Raw genomic sequence first — 18,112 nt, 5'->3', positions numbered from 1 at the left:
TTGGTTCTCCCTTTTTGCGCCCCGTTGCCGGAGACCGGGCCGGACTCGTTGGACCGGCAGAGACCATGGTATCACAGGGCCGGACCGCGCGCCACTTCACGCGCGGCATGCGAAGGCCTGGTGAATGGCACTTACGCACTCGTCCTTGAGGGCAATCTCGCGGGCTGCGTCACTGTTGTGGAACATGCGGCAAGACTCGGGCAGGTTGCGCCGACGAGCCGCCGGGATCGACGGGATTATCGGACGGGATTACAGGGGGTCGCAGCTTCTTACCATGAATGGTGCCGGGCAAACTTCGCCGCAGGATCATGCGGGACGCGCGCGTGCGCTCAAGGCGCAAGGGCGTCTCGAGGAGGCGCTGGAGCACTATCGTCTCGATGCCTGTTTGCGGACGCAGAGCAGTGTCGCGGCACACAACCTCGCCTCGACCGCCGGCGATCTCTCGCTTTTCGAGGAGGCTGCCGCCGAGGCTGAGCGCGCGCTATCGCTGAGCCGCGCAGTCCCCGAGACCTGGCTCGTGCTTGCCCGCGCCCGGCAAGGTCTGGGGCATCTCGACGAGGCCGAGCAGGCCTTCGCGCAGGCGATCGCGTTGCGCGCGGACTATTACGATGCGCACCACGACCTCGCGCAGCTGCGCTGGATGCGCGGCGGCGAGCTTGCCGGTGCGACCCGCGCACTCGATGCGGCGATTGTCGCGACGCACGAGGCGCAGCCGCTCGTGATCCTGCGCAGCCGCATGGATATTGCCGCGGGCGAGCCCGATGCGGCGGTGGCGCGGCTCGAACACGCCTTGCGCAGTGCCCCGGCCGACCCCGCGCTGCGTCTTGCGACCGCACAGGCCTGCGCCGCAGCCGGGCGCAGCGGGGCGCAGCTTTCCCACGTGGTCGAGGCGCTGCGGCTCGCGCCCTCCTCTACGCTTGCCGCCAGCGGCGCAGTCGAGGCGCTGCTGGCCGAGGGACGCGCCGAGGAGGCGCGCGACCTTGCCGAGCGCATCCTCGCACACGATCCGCGCCATCAGGGCGTGCGTGCGCTGCTGCTCACTGCCTGGCGCGCGCTGGGCGATCCGCGCGGGCTCGCCGATTACGAGGATACCGGGCTGATCCGCTCGCTCGAGGTGGCGACGCCCGAAGGCTGGGCATCGCGCGAGGAGTGGCTCGGTGCGGTAGCCGGAGTGCTGCGTGCGCGCCACGGTTTCTCGATGCACCCGCTCGGCCAGTCGCTGCGCTTCGGCAGCCAGACGCAGGAGGACCTCTCGCGCAGCAACGACCCGGTCATCGCCGGGCTCTTCCTCGAAATTCGCCGCACCGTCTCGCGCTATATCGCCGAACTCGGCCCCGGCAGCGACCCGACGCGCGCGCGGGCCCCCTCCCCTGAACGCTGGCGCTTTACCGGGGCCTGGTCGGTGTTGTTGCGAGCGGGCGGCTATCACGTCGACCACGTCCATCCCGAAGGCTGGATATCGAGCGCGCTCCACGTCGAGACTCCTGCCGCGAGCGCGGAGCCGCCGCAGGGCTGGCTTGCCTTCGGCCGCCCGGGGATCGCGACGAGGCCCGAGATGGCACCGCTCCACCGCATCCGGCCCAAGGCGGGCAACCTCGTACTGTTCCCCAGCTACTGCTGGCATGGAACCGAGCATTTCCGGGGTGAAGAGGACCGGCTCAGCCTTGCCTTCGATGTGGTGCCCATCTGAACCGGGCGATCCGGCCCAAGTCGAAAATTTCGAAAAAGTTCCAAAAAAGTCATGAGGGAACGCAAGAGCCCTGCGTCTCTCTCCATAACCAGGGCCAATTCTTGGCGGGACAGGAGATCATATATGCGTAATTGGCGCGGGACGGCCAGCCTGGCGGCGGTCGCCCTCTTGATGACATCACCGGGCCTTGCCCAGATCTCCGGTCCCAACGACAAGGGCATCGCGACCCCTGCCGAAAGCTTCCCGCAGGAGCCGGGCAGCGATTACTTCCTCGCCAACTACGACCAGTACGAGGCCTATCTCAAGAAGCTCGCCAGCCAGTCCGACAAGATCAAGCTGATCGACATCGGCAAGAGCGCGGAAGGGCGCACGATGTGGGTCGCGGCGGTTTCCTCGCCTGCCAACATCGCCAGGCTCGAGCACTATCGCGGCATCGCGCAGCAGCTCGCCAAGGCTGACGGAATTTCCGACGAGCAGGCCCAGGCGCTTGCCGCCGAAGGCAAGGCGGTGGTCTGGATCGATGCGGGCATGCACGCCACCGAAACGGTGACGACGCAGTCGCAGATCCACGTTCTCTACCGCATGCTGACCGGCGACGATGCCGAGACCAAGCGCATTCTCGACGACGTCATCATCCTGTTCGGCCATGACAATCCCGACGGCCTCCAGCTCGTCGCCGACTGGTACATGCGCAACGAGGACAAGACCAAGCGCGAGTTCCGCACGATCCCGCGGCTCTATCAGAAGTACGTCGGTCACGATAACAACCGCGACAGCTTCATGGCGCACATGCCCGAGACGGAGAACGTCAACCGGGTGCTGTTCCGCGAATGGTTCCCGCAGATCATCTTCAACCAGCACCAGACCGGACCGGCGGGCATGGTGGTCTTCGTTCCGCCCTTCCGCGACCCGTTCAACTATAACTACGAACCCCTGCTCATGACCGAGCTGCAGGAAGTGGGCTCGACCATGCACAGCCGCCTCGTCGCCGAGGGCAAGGGTGGTTCGGGCATGCGCTCTGCCGCCCCCTACTCGACCTGGCACAACGGCATGGAGCGCTCGGTCGCCTACTTCCACAACTCGATCGGCCTGCTCACAGAGATCATCGGCGGGCCTACCCCCGAGACGATCCCGCTGGTTCCCGACAACCAGCTTGCGCGCAATGACGAGCCTCTGCCGATCCGCCCGCAGGAATGGCACCTTGCCGACAGTCTCGAGTACCAGTGGTCGCTCGACCGCGCGGTGCTCGACTATGCCTCGCGCAACCGCGACCGCCTGCTCTACAACATCTACAAGATGGGCCGGAACGGTATCGAGGCTGGCCAGCGTGACAGCTGGACCACGACCCCGGGCGACATCGATGCGCTGGAAGAGGCGGCAAAGGGTCGGCCCGCACCCGAGGCCACCGGCTATTTCCGTAGCGCCAAGCGCGTCGATCCCGGGCTCTACGACGAGGTCCTGCAGGCGCCCGAGCGTCGCGATCCGCGCGCCTACATCCTGCCGCCCGCCCAGCGCGACGCACCGACCACGATCGCCTTCCTCAACGCGCTGCTGAAGAACGGCGTCGACGTGCTTCAGGCCAGCCAGCCCTTCACTGCTGCAGGCAAGCAGTACCCGGCAGGCTCGTTCGTGGTTCAGACCGGGCAGGCCTATCGCCCGCACGTGCTCGACATGTTCGAGCCGCAGGATCACCCGCACGACGAGGAATATCCCGGCGGCCCGCCCAAGGCACCCTACGACATCACCGGCTACACCCTCTCCGAGCAGATGGGCGTGACCTATGACCGCGTGTTCGAGAGCGTCGATGGTCCCTTCACCAAGGTTTCGGGCCTGCTGGGCGTGCCCGAGGGGCAGATCGTGGGCGAGGGCAAGGCCGGGTGGCTGCTGCGTCACGAGACCAACAACAGCTTCATCCTGACCAACCGCCTGCTCAAGCAGAAGCTGCCGGTCTCGTGGATCAAGCAGCAGACCAGCGCGCAGGGTGTGGACTTCGCTCCCGGTGCGGTGTGGGTCCCGGCATCGGCCAAGTCGCGCGCAATTGTTGCCGCAGCGGTCAAGGAACTGGGCATCAACGCCTATGCCGCCGATGCGGCACCGACCGGCGAGACCATGGCGATCAAGCCGGTGCGTGTTGGCCTCGTCGACCAGTACGGCGGCGTCATGCCGGCCGGCTGGACCCGGTTCCTGCTCGAACAGTACGAGTTCCCCTTCAAGGTCGTCTACCCGGGCGAGCTCGACAAGGGTAACCTCAAGGCCAGCTACGACGTCCTGCTCTTCGCGAACGGCACGGTGCCGGTCAACGGCGGGCCCTGGCGCGGTCGTCCGGTGACGATGCCCGATCCGCAGGAGATCCCGGCGCAGTACCGCCCCTGGCTGGGCAAGGTCAGCGAGGAAAAGACCGTCCCGCAGCTCGACCGCTTCGCCAAGGCCGGCGGCACGATCATCGCGGTGGGCAGTGCGGCCCAGCTCGCGACGATGCTGGGCGCCCCGCTTCAGCCCGCGCTCGCCAAGACCGTCGACGGCAAGCTCGCCCCGCTGGACTCCAAGGAGTTCTACATCCCCGGCGCGATCCTCGATGCCAAGGTCGATCCCACCGCACCGCTCGCCTATGGCGTGCCGGCCGAGGTCAACATGTTCTTCGACCACAGCCAGTCGTTCAACCTCACCGGCGACGGTTCGCAGGTTAAGCGCATCTCCTGGTACGACAGTGCAAGCCCGCTGCGCAGCGGCTGGGCACTGGGGCAGGAGAAGCTCAACGGTACGACCGCGATCGCCGACGTCGACCTGGGCAAGGGCAAGCTCTTCGTGATGGGTCCCGAAGTGACGCAGCGCGGGCAGCCCTATCCAACCTTCAAGTTCCTCTTCAACGGAATTCTGTACGGACCGGCAAGCGCCGAGAAGTAAGAATCCACCCTGAACTATATGCGTCGAACATGGGAATCCGTGTTCGGCGCATTTTTTTTGAAACATTTCGAAAATTTGCTGAGGTATTGAAACTTCGCTGCGTCCTCACTGTCACGTGGATAATTTTTCTTCGTACATGAGGGGTACTAAATGAATTCGAGAACGTCCTTGCGGCTGTTTCTGGCCGGAACCTGCGCACCCTGCGCCCTCCTCGCCAGTGGCGCCATGGCTCAGAGCCTGCCCGACGCGCCGCCCGCGGCCGAGCCCGAGGATGTCGGCAGCATCGTCGTCACCGGCTCGCGCATTGCCCGGCCCGACTACGTCGCCAACAGCCCGATCGTCTCGATCGGCAACGATGCGCTCGAGGACAGCGGGCGCCTGACGGTCGAGAAGTCGCTCGCACAGATGCCGCAGTTCGCCGGTGCCTTCGGTGAATCGAACGGCGGCAGCACCAGCACCGGCCTCAACGGCGGCCAGGCCTATGCCAGCCTTCGCGGCCTCGGTGCCAAGCGTACCCTGATCCTGCTCGACGGGCGCCGCCTGCAGCCCTCCAACCCCGACGGTTCGGTCGACCTCAACACCATTCCCGAGGCGCTGATCGAGAGCGTCGAGGTGATCACCGGCGGTGCTTCGACCACCTATGGTTCGGACGCTACCGCCGGCGTCGTCAACTTCCGCCTCAAGCGCAATTTCGAGGGCCTCGAAGTGCACGGAGAGGCCGGTACCAGCGAATACGGCGACGGCGAGAGCTATCGTCTGGGCGCCGTGGCCGGCGGCGAATTCGCCGACGGGCGCGGTTCGGCGGTGATCTCGTTCGACTACACCAAGCGCGAACGCGCGCTGCAGTACCGGCGTGATTACTACCGCTATCGCTCCGATCGTGCCGGCCTCGCGACGATCCGGCAGGGTACGGTGCTGTTCGGTGCCAACACGCCGAGCCTCGATGCGGTCAACGCGGTGTTCGAGGGCATCTACGGGACCCCTGCCCTGCCCGGCAACGCGGCCGGCCAGTACACCGGCTGGTTCGGCTTCAACACCGACCAGACGCTGTTCAGCGAGGTCGGCGTACCGGTCTACAACCTGCGCGACCCCGAGAGCGATTCTGCCTATCTCGTCTCGACCAGCCCGACCAACCAGCAGCTCAATTTCGGCTATACCGGCTCCTCGCTCCAGTCGGACCTCAACCGCTACTCGGTCTTTGCCAAGGTCGATTACGAGCTGACCGACAGTATCCGCGCCTTTGGCCAGTTCACCATGACCGACTACAGCTCGGTAGGCGTGGCCAACCCGACGCTGGCCTCGAACGTCTACGGCCTCTCGGTTCCGGTGACCAATCCCTACATTACCGACGAGTTCGCCTCGATCCTTGCCTCGCGCGCCGATCCCGACGCAAACTTCACTTTCTACAAGGCCTTCAACGTCCTGGGCCAGCGCCTCCAGGCCTACCGCTACAACGTGTGGCAGGGCACCTTCGGCTTCGACGGCAACCTGGGCGTCAAGGACTGGACCTGGGAACTCTACGGCTCGGTCAGCCGCGCCAAGTTCGAGAACGAGCAGGTCGGCGGTGCCAGCGCCTCGGCGCTCGCCGAGCTGCTCAACAGCCCGACCGGGGGCAGCGAACTGTGCGAGGGCGGCTTCAACCCCTTCGGCAACCTGACCCCGTCGCAGGAGTGCATCGACTACATCACCCGCCGCACGCTCAACACCAACACCTTGCGCCAGCGCACGGTGGAGGGCTCGATCCAGGGCGGACTGTTCGATGCGCCCGCCGGCGAGGTCCGCTTCGCGCTCGGCGCGGACTATCGCTACAACGGCTACGGCTTCGAGCCCGACAACCAGCTCGCGCAGGCCAATGGCACGAGCGACATTCTGGGCTATTCGGTATTGCGTCCGGCTTCGGGCTCGGTCTCGACCAAGGAAGTCTTCGCCGAGCTCTTCGTGCCGGTGCTGCACGACCTGCCCGCGATCCAGGAATTCAACCTCGACCTCGGTTATCGCTATTCGGACTACAGCTCGGTCGGCGGGGTGCACACCTACAAGGCCGACTTCGACTGGCGCGTTATCGACTCGATCCGTCTGCGCGGCGGGTACAACCGCGCCATCCGCGCACCGAGCGTGGGCGAGCTGTTCGCCCCGGTCTCGACCGGTTCGGTCGGTATCGGCACGCCGAGCGCCAGCAATACCAACGGCGACCCGTGCGACGTGCGCTCGTCCTATCGTCAGGGCGCAAACGGTGATGCGGTGCGCGAGCTGTGTCTCGCCCAGGGCATCCCCGAGGCGATCATCGACAGCTACCAGCTGGGCACCGCGCAGGTCTTTGCGCTCACCGGCGGCAACCCCGACCTGCAGGAAGAAAAGGCCGACACCCTCTCGCTCGGTGCGGTCCTCACCTCGCCGTTCATGACGCCGATGCTGTCGAACATGTCGCTCTCGGTCGACTGGTACCAGATCAAGATCAAGGACGCGATCGGGCCGCTCTCGATCGCTCAGGGGATTCAGTTCTGCTACAACTCGGGCGGTAACAACCCGAGCTACGACCCGGACAACTACTATTGCTCGCTGATCGAGCGCAGCACCGACAGCGGCGTTCCGGTCAACCCGGTCCAGCCCCTGCTCAACCTGGGCACGTTCAACGTGCGCGGTATCGACGTCCAGTTCGACTGGCGCTTCGGCCTCGACCAGATCTTCGGCGGCGATCCCGGCCAGATCTCGCTCAACGTGGCGGCAAGCTACCTCGACAAGTTCGAGATCCAGGCCCTGCCCGGCGCGAGTACCTACGACTATGCGGGCTCGATCGGCACCGGCATCGAATCGGGCGCGGGCACGGCGCACCCAGAGTGGAAGACGATCACCTCGCTGGGCTGGTCGAAGGACGGGTACGGTTTCGGCCTGCGCTGGCGCCACCTCGACTCGATGATCGCCTCGGCGCGCGTCGTCAGCCCCTCGAGCACCACCCGCGGCGTCAGCGCCTACGACGTGTTCGATCTCAACGCCCGCGCAATCATGCCCGGCGATACCGAGCTGCGCATCAGCGTGACCAACATGTTCAACCGCAAGCCGCCCCAGGTGGGCGATATCCGCGGCACCTACGATGCCCAGAACTACGATGTGATCGGCCGCTACTTCAACGCCGCCATTACCAAGAAGTTCTGATCGCGACCGGTCGGACCGCGCGCCGGTCCGACCGGTCGAGGCGCCTGCCCGGTACTCTCCAAGGCCGGGCAGGCGCCGCGTTTTTGCGACACTTTCGAGGAATACGCATGAAGACCATGACATTCGCCGCGCTCGGCGCTCTCGCCGCGGTGCTGGCAGGCCCGGCACTTGCCCAGCCCCTGCCCGAGGCGCAGCAGGACCAGATTCTCGCCTCGCTCGAAGGCGACAAGACGACCTTCGACGATACCGCGCTCAAGATCTGGAACTACGCTGAACTGGGCTATCTCGAGACGCAGAGCTCGGCGCTGCTGCAATCGCGCCTCTCCAAGGCCGGCTTTACCGTCAAGCCGGGGATCGCCGGTCAGCCGACCGCCTTCGTCGCCAGCTACCGTAACGGCGAAGGTCCGGTGGTCGCCGTTCTCGCCGAGTTCGACGCCCTGCCCGGCCTCTCGCAGGCTGCCGAGCCCACGCGCCATTCGCTTGGTGGCAACGCAGGCCACGGCTGCGGCCACAACCTGTTCGGCACTGCGTCGACTTACGCCGGCATCGCGGTTAAGCAGTGGATGGCCGCGAACAACATCAAGGGCGAGATCCGCGTCTACGGAACGCCTGCCGAAGAAGGCGGCTCGGCCAAGGCCTACATGGTGCGCGACGGGCTGTTCGACGATGTCGACATCGCGCTGCACTGGCACCCGGGCGACACCAATTCGGCCGCGCAGGGGCCCAGCCTCGCCAACATCTCGGGCAAGTTCCGCTTCCATGGCAAGTCCGCCCATGCCGCCGGCGCTCCCGACAAGGGCCGTTCCGCACTCGACGGGGTCGAGGCGATGGACGCGATGGTCAACATGATGCGCGAGCACATCCCCGAATCAACGCGCATCCACTACGTCATCACCGATGGCGGCAAGGCCCCCAACGTCGTGCCCGACGAGGCCGAGGTCTACTACTACGTGCGCCACGTCGATCCGCAGGTCGTGCGCCGCGTGATGGACTGGGTGAAGGAAGCCGCCAACGGCGCGGCGATGGGCACGCAGACCAAGGTCGACTTCGAGCAGACCGGCGGCGTCTACAGCCTCCTGCCCAACGAAGTGCTGATGAAGGTCATGGACCGCTCGCTGCACAAGGTCGGCGGCATCACCTGGACCGAGGAGGAGAAGGCCTTCGGACGCAAGATCCAGGAGAGCTTCACCGGCAAGGCCCCTCCGATCGAGCGTGTCGGAGAGATCGAGCCTGCCGCTGTCTTCGAGAAGGGCATGTCGGGCTCGACCGACGTCTCCGACGTGAGCTGGGTGACGCCCACCGTCGGCCTTTCGACCGCGACCTTCGTTCCGGGCTCTGCCGGGCACAGCTGGCAGAACGTCGCGGCCGCCGGTTCGACGATCGGCCTCAAGGGGGCGATGGTCGCCTCCAAGACGCTTGCGCTGACCGCTGCCGAACTTTTCGCGAGCCCCGAGGAAATCACCGCAGCAACAGCCGAGTTCAAGGAGCGGCGCGGCGAGGATTTCGTCTACGAGGCCATGATCGGCGACCGCGCGCCGCCGCTCGACTACCGCAAGGGCGTTGCGCCGACCGACTGAGCGGGCAACCGGCGTATTCATGCAAAAGGGCGAAGTCGCGGTCTGCGGCTTCGCCCTTTTCTCGTCCGGTGATGCGCAGAGCTTTCGGCAGGCAGGGGCTCAGTAGGGGACCAGTTCCACCACGCCGTCGTCGCGCTTGCGGGCGCGGGCGATGCCGTAGGCTTCGAGCGCCTCAATCAGCGCGGCATCGTCGTCAGTGCGCACGAGGCCGCTGAAGCTGCGCTTCTCGAGCCGTGGATCGATGGTCAGGCGATGCGGCAGATAGCGGTTCATCCGCGCCACAACTTCGCCGAGCGGGGCATTGTCGAAGGTGATCGTCCCGCTCATCCAGCCCACTGCCTGCGCAGCGCTCTTCTCGCTCAGCCTGACCTCGTCGCCTGCGACCGAGAGCACCATGCCCGGGGTGAGGATCCAGCTTTCCTCGTCCTGTTCGCGCGTGATGCCCACCTTGCCTTCGATCAGGGCCACCTTGAGGCCGCTACCGTGTCCGGCGAGATCGACGTCGAACTGCGTGCCGAGCGCGGTGACGGTGTAGCCGGCGGCGGTGACGGTGAAGGGGTGTTCGCGGTCCTTAGCAACGGTGAAGTAGGCCTCGCCGCGGGTGAGCTCGAGCGTGCGTCCGCCGCTGTTCGCCGCGACCTTCACTTCGGATGCGGCATCGAGCACGACCTTGGAGCCGTCCTCGAGCATGAATTCGCGCTTCTCGCCTGCAGCGCTGGCGAAAGTCTGCGTCGCCGCAGCCGGAGTGTCCTCGCCAGTGGCGTAGTTGAGCCAGGTGATCGACCCTATACCCAAAGTCAGCACGGCAGCGGCGGCCATGGCCAGAACCGGCGCGCGCTTCTTGCGCAAGGGCGCGCGATCGCGTGCCGGACTGGCCAGTGCGTCGGCGACGAGGGCGCGCGCTTCGGGCGAGACGGCCAGAGTGTCGGCAGCAAGCGCAGCGCGCTCGACCCGGAGCCAGGCGCGGCGATTTTCCGTGTCGGACTCGAGCCAGGTTTCGAAGGCTTCGCGGTCGGCGGCGTGCAGGTCGTCGGCGCCGAGCCGGGCATACCAGAAGGCCGCGGTGTCGTCCGCGGTGGTTTGGGCGGTCATCGGGTCAGTCGCCCATCCGCTTTGCAAGGTGCTTGATTGCCTTCATGATGTGCTTTTCAACCGCGCTGACCGATATCTCCATGTGGGATGCGATGGCCGCATAGCTCAATTCCTCGAAGCGATGAAGGACAAAGACCTGCCGCGTACGATCGGGTAATTCCTCGAGCGAACGCAGCACTTGCGTCAGTCTTTCCTTTCCTTCCAGGACGCGCGCGGGAGAGATGTCCTCAACCGGATGGTGATAGTCTTCGAGCGTCACGTGCCGATCGCGTTGCCGCACGCTTTCTCGCCGCCAGCGATCGGTCAGCACGCTGCGGGCAACCTGGACGGCATAGCCTTCGCGAGACTCGATCTGCTCGTTCGAGCGACGCTGGTGGAGCCGCAAGGCGACTTCCTGCACCATGTCCTCCGCGTCCTGCGAACCAAGTCGCCGGACGAAGAAATTGTGCACCAGTCTAAGTACCCCGGAGTCGTCTTCCGCGTCCTGAACGCGTCCGACTCCCGAACGTAACCCCATGATTGCCCCCGCTGTTGTCTTGTGCAGGCAACCTCACCCAGATTTTTGTTCTGTCACGAGAAGATCATATTGATTCTGGGGGGTCAAGGGTGGAAGCTCCCTTCGGATAAACGATTGCAAGGCCGTGACAGGGACGGCCGCAACAGAGGGTTCGATGATCCTAGGCAAGGGGGCATGGCGGGGGCGCATGGCGTTCCACCGGGCTGGTAGCTTGCGGCTTGTTGCTGCTCTTGCCGGTACGCCTTTGCTTGCATTGTCCATGCCCGAGGCCGCGCTTGCGGACACGACGAACGAGGCGGAGCAGCGCTTCGACATCCCGGCCGGGCCATTGCGGCTGGCCCTGCTCACTTTCGCGCGCCAGAGCGGAATGCAGATACTCTTCGCACCCGAACTCGTCGCCAACCGTACCGGCCCTGGGCTACACGCCAGTTGCGGCCGGCAGGTCGCGCTCGAACGCATTCTCGCAGGGTCCGGGTTCGCGGTGCGTCGGCTTGGTCCCGATGCGGTGATGATCGTCGCGGGCTCGCGGCATGCGGCAAAGGCTCGCGAAACGGCTACTGCCGTACAGGGCGAGCCGAAGCGCGACATCATGGTGACCGCCTTCAAGTATCCCACGATCCTGGCCGAAAGCGCCGCTGACCTCTCGGTCATGCCGGGCGCATCGCTGGCGCGGCGCGAAATCCGCGACTTGCGCGAACTGGCCAGCGCCACGCCCTCGCTGGCCATGTCCGAGGCGAGCAGCGGCGCCCAGCGTCTTACCATCCGCGGGGTCTATGGCCGGGGCGAGGCTACCGTCGGGGTCTACTACGGCGATGCCCCGGTGACCGGCCCTTCGGGCACGACCTTCGATCCGGGCTGGATCACGCCGGACCAGGAACTGGTCGACATCGATCGCATCGAACTGCTGCGCGGTCCGCAAGGCACGCTCTACGGCGCCAGTTCGATGGGCGGGACCTTGCGCATCCATTTCAACCGGCCCGATCCTGCCGCTGCCGCCGCACAGGTCCATACCGGGCTGGCAACGACCCGCGGCGGCGGTGCGGGCTACAATGCCTCGGCGATGCTGAACCTGCCACTGGCCAAGGACCGCCTGGCCGTGCGCGCGGTGGGCTACACGCGCCGCATTGGCGGTTATATCGACCAACCGCTTGTCGCGCAGGAGAATCTGGGCGCAACCGATCGCATCGGCGGCCGGTTGGCGCTCGAGTGGAAACCGGGTCCCGACGTCACGCTGCGCGTATCGGGGCTGCGCCAGGCGAGCCGGATCGATGCCGGCAGGTTCTGGAACGACGAGGCCGGTCTCTACCTCAGCGACGTCCCGGTGCGTATGCCAAACGAGAACACCCTGACCCTGGGCAATGCCGTGCTCGAGGTCATGACCGACTGGGGAATGCTGACCGCCTCGGGTACGCTCTACCGCTGGAACGTGACCCGCCAGAGCGATTTCAGCGACGTCATCGCGGGTCAGGTGGACAGCCCGGCGGCCTGCAGCCGCTACAACGCGCTGCCAGCCGGCGGCACGTGCGACGCCGCGCAGTGGGCAGCCTACGAGGCATATGCAAGCTCGCGCCTGCCAGCCTTGCTCTACCAGCCGATGCACGTGACCAGCGCCAATGGCGAACTGCGGTTCCATTCCGAGGCGCTGGCGGACATGGCCGTCACGCTGGGCCTCTTCGCCGAGCGCCGTCGCAGCCGCGTGGACAGCATTACCGCGCTCGGCGATACCGCCAGCGGACTGGTGCTCAAGCCGCTGGACGTGACCGGATTTCGCACGATCCATACCGGTCTCGACCAGTTCGCGGTGTTCGGCGAGGCGAGCCGCAGTCTCACGTCGTCGCTCACCGTGACCGGTGGCTTTCGCTTCTTCCATTATTTTCGCGAGGCGGGAGGCGAAATCGTCATTCCCAACCTCATCACCGGTACCGCCGATATTGCACCGGGCCAGTTCACCACGCGCGAGAACGGTTCGAACTACAAGGCGCAGCTCGCCTGGCGACCGGCACGCGGCCTGCTTGGCTATATCCAGATTGCCGACGGCTTCCGTCCCGGCGGGGTCAACATCACGCCTGCCCTCACCGAGACCGAGCGTACCTACCATGCCGACTCGCTGCGCAGCTACGAAGCGGGCCTGCGCGCGCATCTGCCCGGCCCGGCGCTTGATCTGCAACTGGCTGCCTATCACATCGACTGGTCGGACATGATCTATTCGGCGAACAGCGCCAACAGCGCCTTTACCTACAACACCAATGTCGGCGACGTGGATATCGACGGGGTCGAACTGGGGCTCGAGTGGAAACCGGTCCCGGGCGGGACTTTCAGCCTCAACGCCACATGGACCGATTCCCGGCTTGCGGAGAATTAGCGCTGGCCCAGTCCGGTCGGGCAGGGGCTTGCGGGAGATCGGGTACCGATGGTGCCGCCGCTGGCTGGCAATGCCGCGATCGCATGGGAGGGACGCCTGCGCACTGACCTGACCTGGCGTGCCCGGCTCGATCTGGCCACGGCAGACTCGTTCGCCTCGCAATTCAACCCGGACATCACCGGCTACGTACGCACACCGGCGCGCGCCACGCTCGACCTCACCATGGGACTTGGCGGCAAGGGCTGGGACCTGACGCTGACCTTGCGCAACGTGCTCGATTCGTCAGCAGCGGCACAGGTCCAGCGCAATGCCTTCGACGAACGCCAGATCTACGGCGCGATCCCGCGCACGATCTCGCTGGACTTCACCCACGACTTCTGACGACGCGCGCTGCTCTGCATCGCTCAAGTAGCGACGCTGCGGTCGAGGCAAGTTGTTGAGAAATGGCGCACCCGACAGGATTCGAACCTGTGGCCTCTGCCTTCGGAGGTCTGAGCTACCCAATCTAGCCGGGTTTCTCGAAGTCTAGCCACGATAGGAAAAGCTCGACTTTCTGAGGATTTACAAAGGCCCGAGATGCAGCGCGTGATGCCCTCGATCTTGCAGAGAAGGGGGTGAACCCGGCCCAGCAGCGTAAGACCGAGGCGATTGAGCGAAATGCTCGCACCTTCGAGGCCATCGTCGAGCGGTTCATCGACGAATACGCCAAGCTCGAGCAGAAGGAATGGAAGTCCACAAAGGCGTACTTCGACAACTATGTGCTACCTCGCTGGACAGGGAGGGTCATAGACGAAATCGGCCGCGCCGACGTTTCCGCCCTCCTGTCGAAGGTCCGCGAGCAGGGCATCGAACGCGCACGGGAGCGAGCCGAGAAGGCAAAGAAGCTGAGGGCAGAAGAGAGGTATGAACTCAGCGGCCTTTCGGCCGCGCGGGAGGTCCGCAAGCGTCTCCGCACTCTCTTCTTTTGGGCAATCGAAGAGGAGATGATCGCGGTCAATCCGGTGGTCAGCATCAAGACTAAGAAGGCGCAGAAGGCATTCGCCTACAAGGCCCGCACTCGGTCGCTATCGGTTGATGAACTCCGGCGCGTTTGGGATGCAGCCGAGGAACTCGGCTATCGGTACGGTCGCGTGATTCAGCTACTTATCCTGACCGGGCAGCGCCGTTCCGAGGTCGCAAATCTCAACACCGACTGGCTCGATATGAAGAAGCGATGCGTGACGGTCCCCGCATGGCATTACAAGACCGACAAGACGCACACCTATCCTCTTTCGGACCCGGCCGTGGCGATCATCAAAGATTTGCCCAGCTACAAGGCCCTCCCCGAGAAGATCGAAAAGACCCACCATCTGTTCCCCACCGACAAAGGGGACAGACCGATAAGCGGTTTCTCGAAGGCGAAATTGCAGCTTGATGTCAAGATCGCTGAGCTAGGCGAGAAGGACGGTTTGCCGCCGCTCGAGCCATGGACAGTCCACGACATTCGCCGCTCGGTGAAATCTGGAATGTCGGAGTTGGGCATACCCCACCTCCATTCGGAGCAACTGCTCGGTCACCTCATCCCCGGCGTGGGCGGCATCTACGACACGCACGATTATATGAGAGAGAAGCGCGATGCGGTCGATTTATGGGCTAAGAAACTGCTGAACAAACAGGGCTCTAGAGAGAAAAAGCACGCGCTGACCGGGGATAGCGCAATACAATTTTCCCTATCCCCGGTCGAAACTCCTTAGGCCCTCCTCAGATGCGAATATCCGCCTTTAGAGGAGGGCATTGTGGCCCAGCGACAAATACTGCTCACGATTTCCGAGGTCTCCGAACTGACCCGGCTGAGTAGGCCGACGATCTACAATTACATCCGAGACGAAACGCACGACTTCCCGAAGCAGGTACGCCTCGGGCCGAACCGTGTTGTCTGGGTCAAGAGTGAGATCGACCGCTGGTTGAAGAGCCGCCGCGATGCTCGCCACGAAGAGCCTCAAGCCGCCTGAGTGACGGGCCGCCCGGCCTGAAGACGCAAGTCGGACGGCCCTAACCATCACCTTGGCTTGGAAAGGGAGACTTTCCGTGAATGACCTTACTGTCTCCCCCACCGGGGACGAAGAGCGAAGCGTTGAGCCGAACCTGCCCGAGGCCAAGCTCGAGGATGCTCTCGATCACTTAGAGTGGTTCAGGCCCGAAGGTCCGTGGACGCTCACGGCTATCCCGCCGGACGGCGGACCGACAAAGACCGAGACCTTCGGCCCCAAGACCGCGACCGAGTGCTTGGACTGGCTCCATGAGCAGTCAGCCGACAAGATGAACCTGTACTTCATGGTCAACCCGGCGCGCACAAAGCTGCGCTCGAAGGCGAAGAAGGAGGACGTGGAGGACCTCGCTTGGCTTCATGTGGACGTGGACCCGAAGAAGCTAGCGGACCTGCCCGATGAAAAGAAGGTCAGGCATATTGAGGCGCAGCGAGCCCGCATCTTGCCGTTGCTGCGCGAATTCAAACCTGAGCCCACACTCATCATCGACAGTGGCGGAGGCTTTCAAGCTCTGTGGCGCCTCGATGACCCGCTGTATATCGGCGGCAACATTCCGGCGGCCGAGGAAGCGGAAGCCTACAACCAGCAGCTCGAAATCCTGCTGGGCGGGGATAGTTGCCACAATTGCGATCGCATCCTCCGCCTGCCCGGCACCATAAATTGGCCCAATGAGAAGAAGCGAAAGGCTGGACGAGTTCCGGCCCTCGCATCGGTCGTCCAGCGCCACGATGACGAGGAGCACATCTATGGTCTCGGCATCTTCACTCCGGCCCCCCGAGTACAGAGCGATGACGGTGGATTGGTCGCGCCGACTGTCAAGATCAGCGGCAACCTCCCCCGGCTGAAGGACCTCGACGAGCTGCCGGAAGCGGTGACGGCGGGCACAAAGATGCTCATTGTGCAGGGCGACGATCCAGATGACCAGTTGCGCTATGATTCGCGGTCTGAGGTCACTTTTGCCGTATGTTGCGAGCTCGTCCGGGCGGGGTGCGATGACGACACCATCGCTGCTGTGTTGCTGGATCCAGACTTCGGTATCTCCGCCCACACTTTGAATCAGAAGCGTTCGACCGCCTATGCCGCAAGGCAGATTCAGCGTGCTCGGGAGGAGGTCTCCGAACCGATGTTGCGCAAGCTCAATGAGCGTCACGCGGTGATCAGCGACATCGGCGGCAAGTGCCGCGTGGTTGGCGAGGTATTAGATCGCAATCTTGCCCGGCCGCGAACGCGTATCTCGAAGCAGAGCTTCGAGGACTTCCGAAATCGCTACATGAATATCAAGGTCCAGAGCGGTGAGACGAAGGACGGCAACCCGACTTACACGCCCGCTGGCAAGTGGTGGCTCGAACACCCCATGCGTCGTCAGTACGAGACCATTGTCTTCGCGCCTGGCAGGGAAGTTCCAGAGGCGTATAATCTGTGGCAGGGCTTCGCTTGTGAGGCCTTGCCGGGTGATGAGCACGAGCCTTTTCTCGAGCACCTGCGAGACAACGTCTGTCAGGGTGACAATGACCATTTCCAGTACCTCATTCGATGGATGGCGCGCGCAGTTCAAAACCCGGGCGAGCAGGGGCATGTCGCTGTTGTGCTGCGTGGCGGGCGCGGTACGGGCAAGGGCTCGGTGGCGCAGATATTCGGTTCGCTATGGGGTCGGCATTTTTTGCACATCAGCAGCGCGAAGCATCTGGTGGGCCAATTCAACGCACACCTGCGCGATTGTGTCGCCCTATTCGCTGACGAGGCCTTTTATGCGGGCGACAAGCAGCACGAGAGCACCCTGAAAACCCTCGTGACCGAGGATACACTCATTGTCGAGGGGAAGGGCATAGATGCTGAGGTTGCGCCGAATTATGTCCACCTGATTATGGCATCGAACGATGACTGGGTGGTGCCGGCCGGGGCAGACGAACGGCGCTACTTCATTCTCGACGTTGGCGAAGGGAAGAAACAGGACAAGGCCTACTTTCGCGCTCTGCATCAGGCGATGGATGAGGGCGGCCGGGAGGCGCTGCTTCACTACCTGATGACGATGGACCTATCCGATTACGAGGTTCGGGAGATACCGCAGACCGACGCCCTGCGTGACCAGAAAGAGCAAAGCCTGAAGCCGCAGGAAGAATGGTGGCTCGATGTTCTCAGAAGCGGGGTGATGCCGGGAACGGTCGAGCCGTGGAAGGTAAAGATCGACGGCAGCGATGAGGAAGCGGAGGAGCTGGACAGGTTTCGACGTTCCAACGGCACCTTTGAACGGCCCGGCCTGTTCGATCTGATGCGGCTTGCGGCACCGACTATGAGGGTGTCTGATGCGTCGCTGGGCCGCTTCTTGCGAAAGCAGGGCTTCCAATCGGGATTCATCCAACCGGGCGCAACGACCAACCGGGGGTGGATATTTCCACCTGACTTGGCAGATGCGCGATCAGAATGGATGAAGCGGTATGGCGGCGGTGACTGGGGTTTCGATGGCCGTTCTGAGTGGGTCAAGCCAGACGAATAGTCGCTTCGCAGCGCACAGTCGGATTTCATTTTGTATCCGACTGTGCAGAAATCCTCTGGTTTCATGGCCTTAGGCCCATCTCAGTCGGATATTCGGGGTAGTCGGACACTTTTGGTTCGGAGATGCGCAAAGCCCAAATAGGGCCTCCATCAACTGATCGGGCCTTTGTCGAAAATATCCGACTAATCCGATTAGTCGACTGGATAGAAGAAAAGAACAATAGAGAGAGGGAGTTAGCGCAGTCGGATTTCCAGTCGGATAGTCGCTTGCCGAGGTTGTTGTGCGGCTTCCACCTG

The 18,112-nt window shown here is 64.1% G+C and carries 11 protein-coding genes; 9 read left to right on the top strand and 2 right to left on the bottom strand.

Annotated features, from left to right (window positions below; genetic code table 11):
- Positions 1-274 precede the first annotated feature (274 nt).
- The 4 genes from I5E68_RS00570 (at position 275) to I5E68_RS00555 (ending at position 9,324) form a co-directional block, all read left to right on the top strand.
- Positions 275-1,690, top strand: coding sequence for a putative 2OG-Fe(II) oxygenase (locus tag I5E68_RS00570; RefSeq protein WP_197159804.1), 1,416 nt, complete (start codon positions 275-277; stop codon positions 1,688-1,690).
- 123 nt (positions 1,691-1,813) lie between these two features.
- Positions 1,814-4,594 carry a M14 family metallopeptidase gene (locus I5E68_RS00565; RefSeq protein ID WP_228726742.1) on the top strand — a complete coding sequence of 927 codons (2,781 nt, stop codon included), beginning with the start codon at positions 1,814-1,816 and terminating at the stop codon, positions 4,592-4,594.
- Positions 4,595-4,744: 150 nt separating this feature from the next.
- Positions 4,745-7,747, top strand: coding sequence for a TonB-dependent receptor domain-containing protein (locus tag I5E68_RS00560; RefSeq protein ID WP_197159801.1), 3,003 nt, complete (start codon positions 4,745-4,747; stop codon positions 7,745-7,747).
- Positions 7,748-7,854: 107 nt separating this feature from the next.
- Positions 7,855-9,324: an amidohydrolase gene (locus I5E68_RS00555; RefSeq protein WP_228726740.1), complete on the top strand. Its 1,470-nt coding sequence runs from the start codon at positions 7,855-7,857 to the stop codon at positions 9,322-9,324.
- Positions 9,325-9,423: 99 nt separating this feature from the next.
- On the opposite strand, the gene I5E68_RS00550 is transcribed toward I5E68_RS00555, so the two are convergent.
- Together I5E68_RS00550 and I5E68_RS00545 are read right to left on the bottom strand one after the other, a co-directional pair.
- Complete coding sequence (locus I5E68_RS00550) at positions 9,424-10,416, bottom strand: FecR family protein (RefSeq protein WP_197159800.1); 993 nt, start codon at positions 10,414-10,416, stop codon at positions 9,424-9,426.
- Positions 10,417-10,420: 4 nt separating this feature from the next.
- Positions 10,421-10,933, bottom strand: coding sequence for an RNA polymerase sigma factor (locus I5E68_RS00545; RefSeq protein WP_197159799.1), 513 nt, complete (start codon positions 10,931-10,933; stop codon positions 10,421-10,423).
- Between the two features lie 154 nt (positions 10,934-11,087).
- On the opposite strand from I5E68_RS00545, the gene I5E68_RS00540 reads away from it, so the two are divergent.
- The 5 genes from I5E68_RS00540 to I5E68_RS00520 all read left to right on the top strand — a co-directional run bounded on the left by I5E68_RS00540 (position 11,088) and on the right by I5E68_RS00520 (position 17,816).
- The gene (locus I5E68_RS00540; RefSeq protein WP_197159797.1) at positions 11,088-13,295 is read left to right on the top strand and encodes a TonB-dependent receptor; all 2,208 of its coding nucleotides are present in this window, start codon (positions 11,088-11,090) and stop codon (positions 13,293-13,295) included.
- Between the two features lie 48 nt (positions 13,296-13,343).
- Positions 13,344-13,676, top strand: coding sequence for a TonB-dependent receptor (locus tag I5E68_RS20330; RefSeq protein ID WP_197159795.1), 333 nt, complete (start codon positions 13,344-13,346; stop codon positions 13,674-13,676).
- 233 nt (positions 13,677-13,909) lie between these two features.
- The gene (locus I5E68_RS00530; protein ID WP_197159792.1) at positions 13,910-15,028 is read left to right on the top strand and encodes a tyrosine-type recombinase/integrase; all 1,119 of its coding nucleotides are present in this window, start codon (positions 13,910-13,912) and stop codon (positions 15,026-15,028) included.
- A 42-nt stretch (positions 15,029-15,070) separates the two neighbouring features.
- A complete protein-coding gene (locus tag I5E68_RS00525) occupies positions 15,071-15,286 on the top strand; it encodes a helix-turn-helix transcriptional regulator (protein WP_197159790.1) in 216 nt (71 codons plus the stop codon).
- 76 nt (positions 15,287-15,362) lie between these two features.
- Entirely contained in the window at positions 15,363-17,816 is a 2,454-nt protein-coding gene (locus tag I5E68_RS00520; protein WP_197159789.1) for a DUF5906 domain-containing protein, read from the top strand.
- The last annotated feature ends 296 nt before the right edge of the window (positions 17,817-18,112 follow it).

It is taken from the genome of Novosphingobium aureum (genome assembly GCF_015865035.1).
In the GTDB taxonomy this organism is placed as follows: domain Bacteria; phylum Pseudomonadota; class Alphaproteobacteria; order Sphingomonadales; family Sphingomonadaceae; genus Novosphingobium; species Novosphingobium aureum.
This window is presented reverse-complemented; position numbering and strand designations above follow the sequence as displayed.

Bases quoted from the DNA above. Each gene is read 5' to 3' on its own strand.
- I5E68_RS00545 (WP_197159799.1), bottom strand. From the start codon at position 10,933: ATGGGGTTACGTTCGGGAGTCGGACGCGTTCAGGACGCGGAAGACGAC.
- I5E68_RS00555 (WP_228726740.1), top strand. From the start codon at position 7,855: ATGAAGACCATGACATTCGCCGCGCTCGGCGCTCTCGCCGCGGTGCTG.
- I5E68_RS00560 (WP_197159801.1), top strand. From the start codon at position 4,745: ATGAATTCGAGAACGTCCTTGCGGCTGTTTCTGGCCGGAACCTGCGCA.
- I5E68_RS00570 (WP_197159804.1), top strand. From the start codon at position 275: ATGAATGGTGCCGGGCAAACTTCGCCGCAGGATCATGCGGGACGCGCG.
- I5E68_RS00540 (WP_197159797.1), top strand. From the start codon at position 11,088: ATGATCCTAGGCAAGGGGGCATGGCGGGGGCGCATGGCGTTCCACCGG.
- I5E68_RS20330 (WP_197159795.1), top strand. From the start codon at position 13,344: ATGGTGCCGCCGCTGGCTGGCAATGCCGCGATCGCATGGGAGGGACGC.
- I5E68_RS00550 (WP_197159800.1), bottom strand. From the start codon at position 10,416: ATGACCGCCCAAACCACCGCGGACGACACCGCGGCCTTCTGGTATGCC.
- I5E68_RS00565 (WP_228726742.1), top strand. From the start codon at position 1,814: ATGCGTAATTGGCGCGGGACGGCCAGCCTGGCGGCGGTCGCCCTCTTG.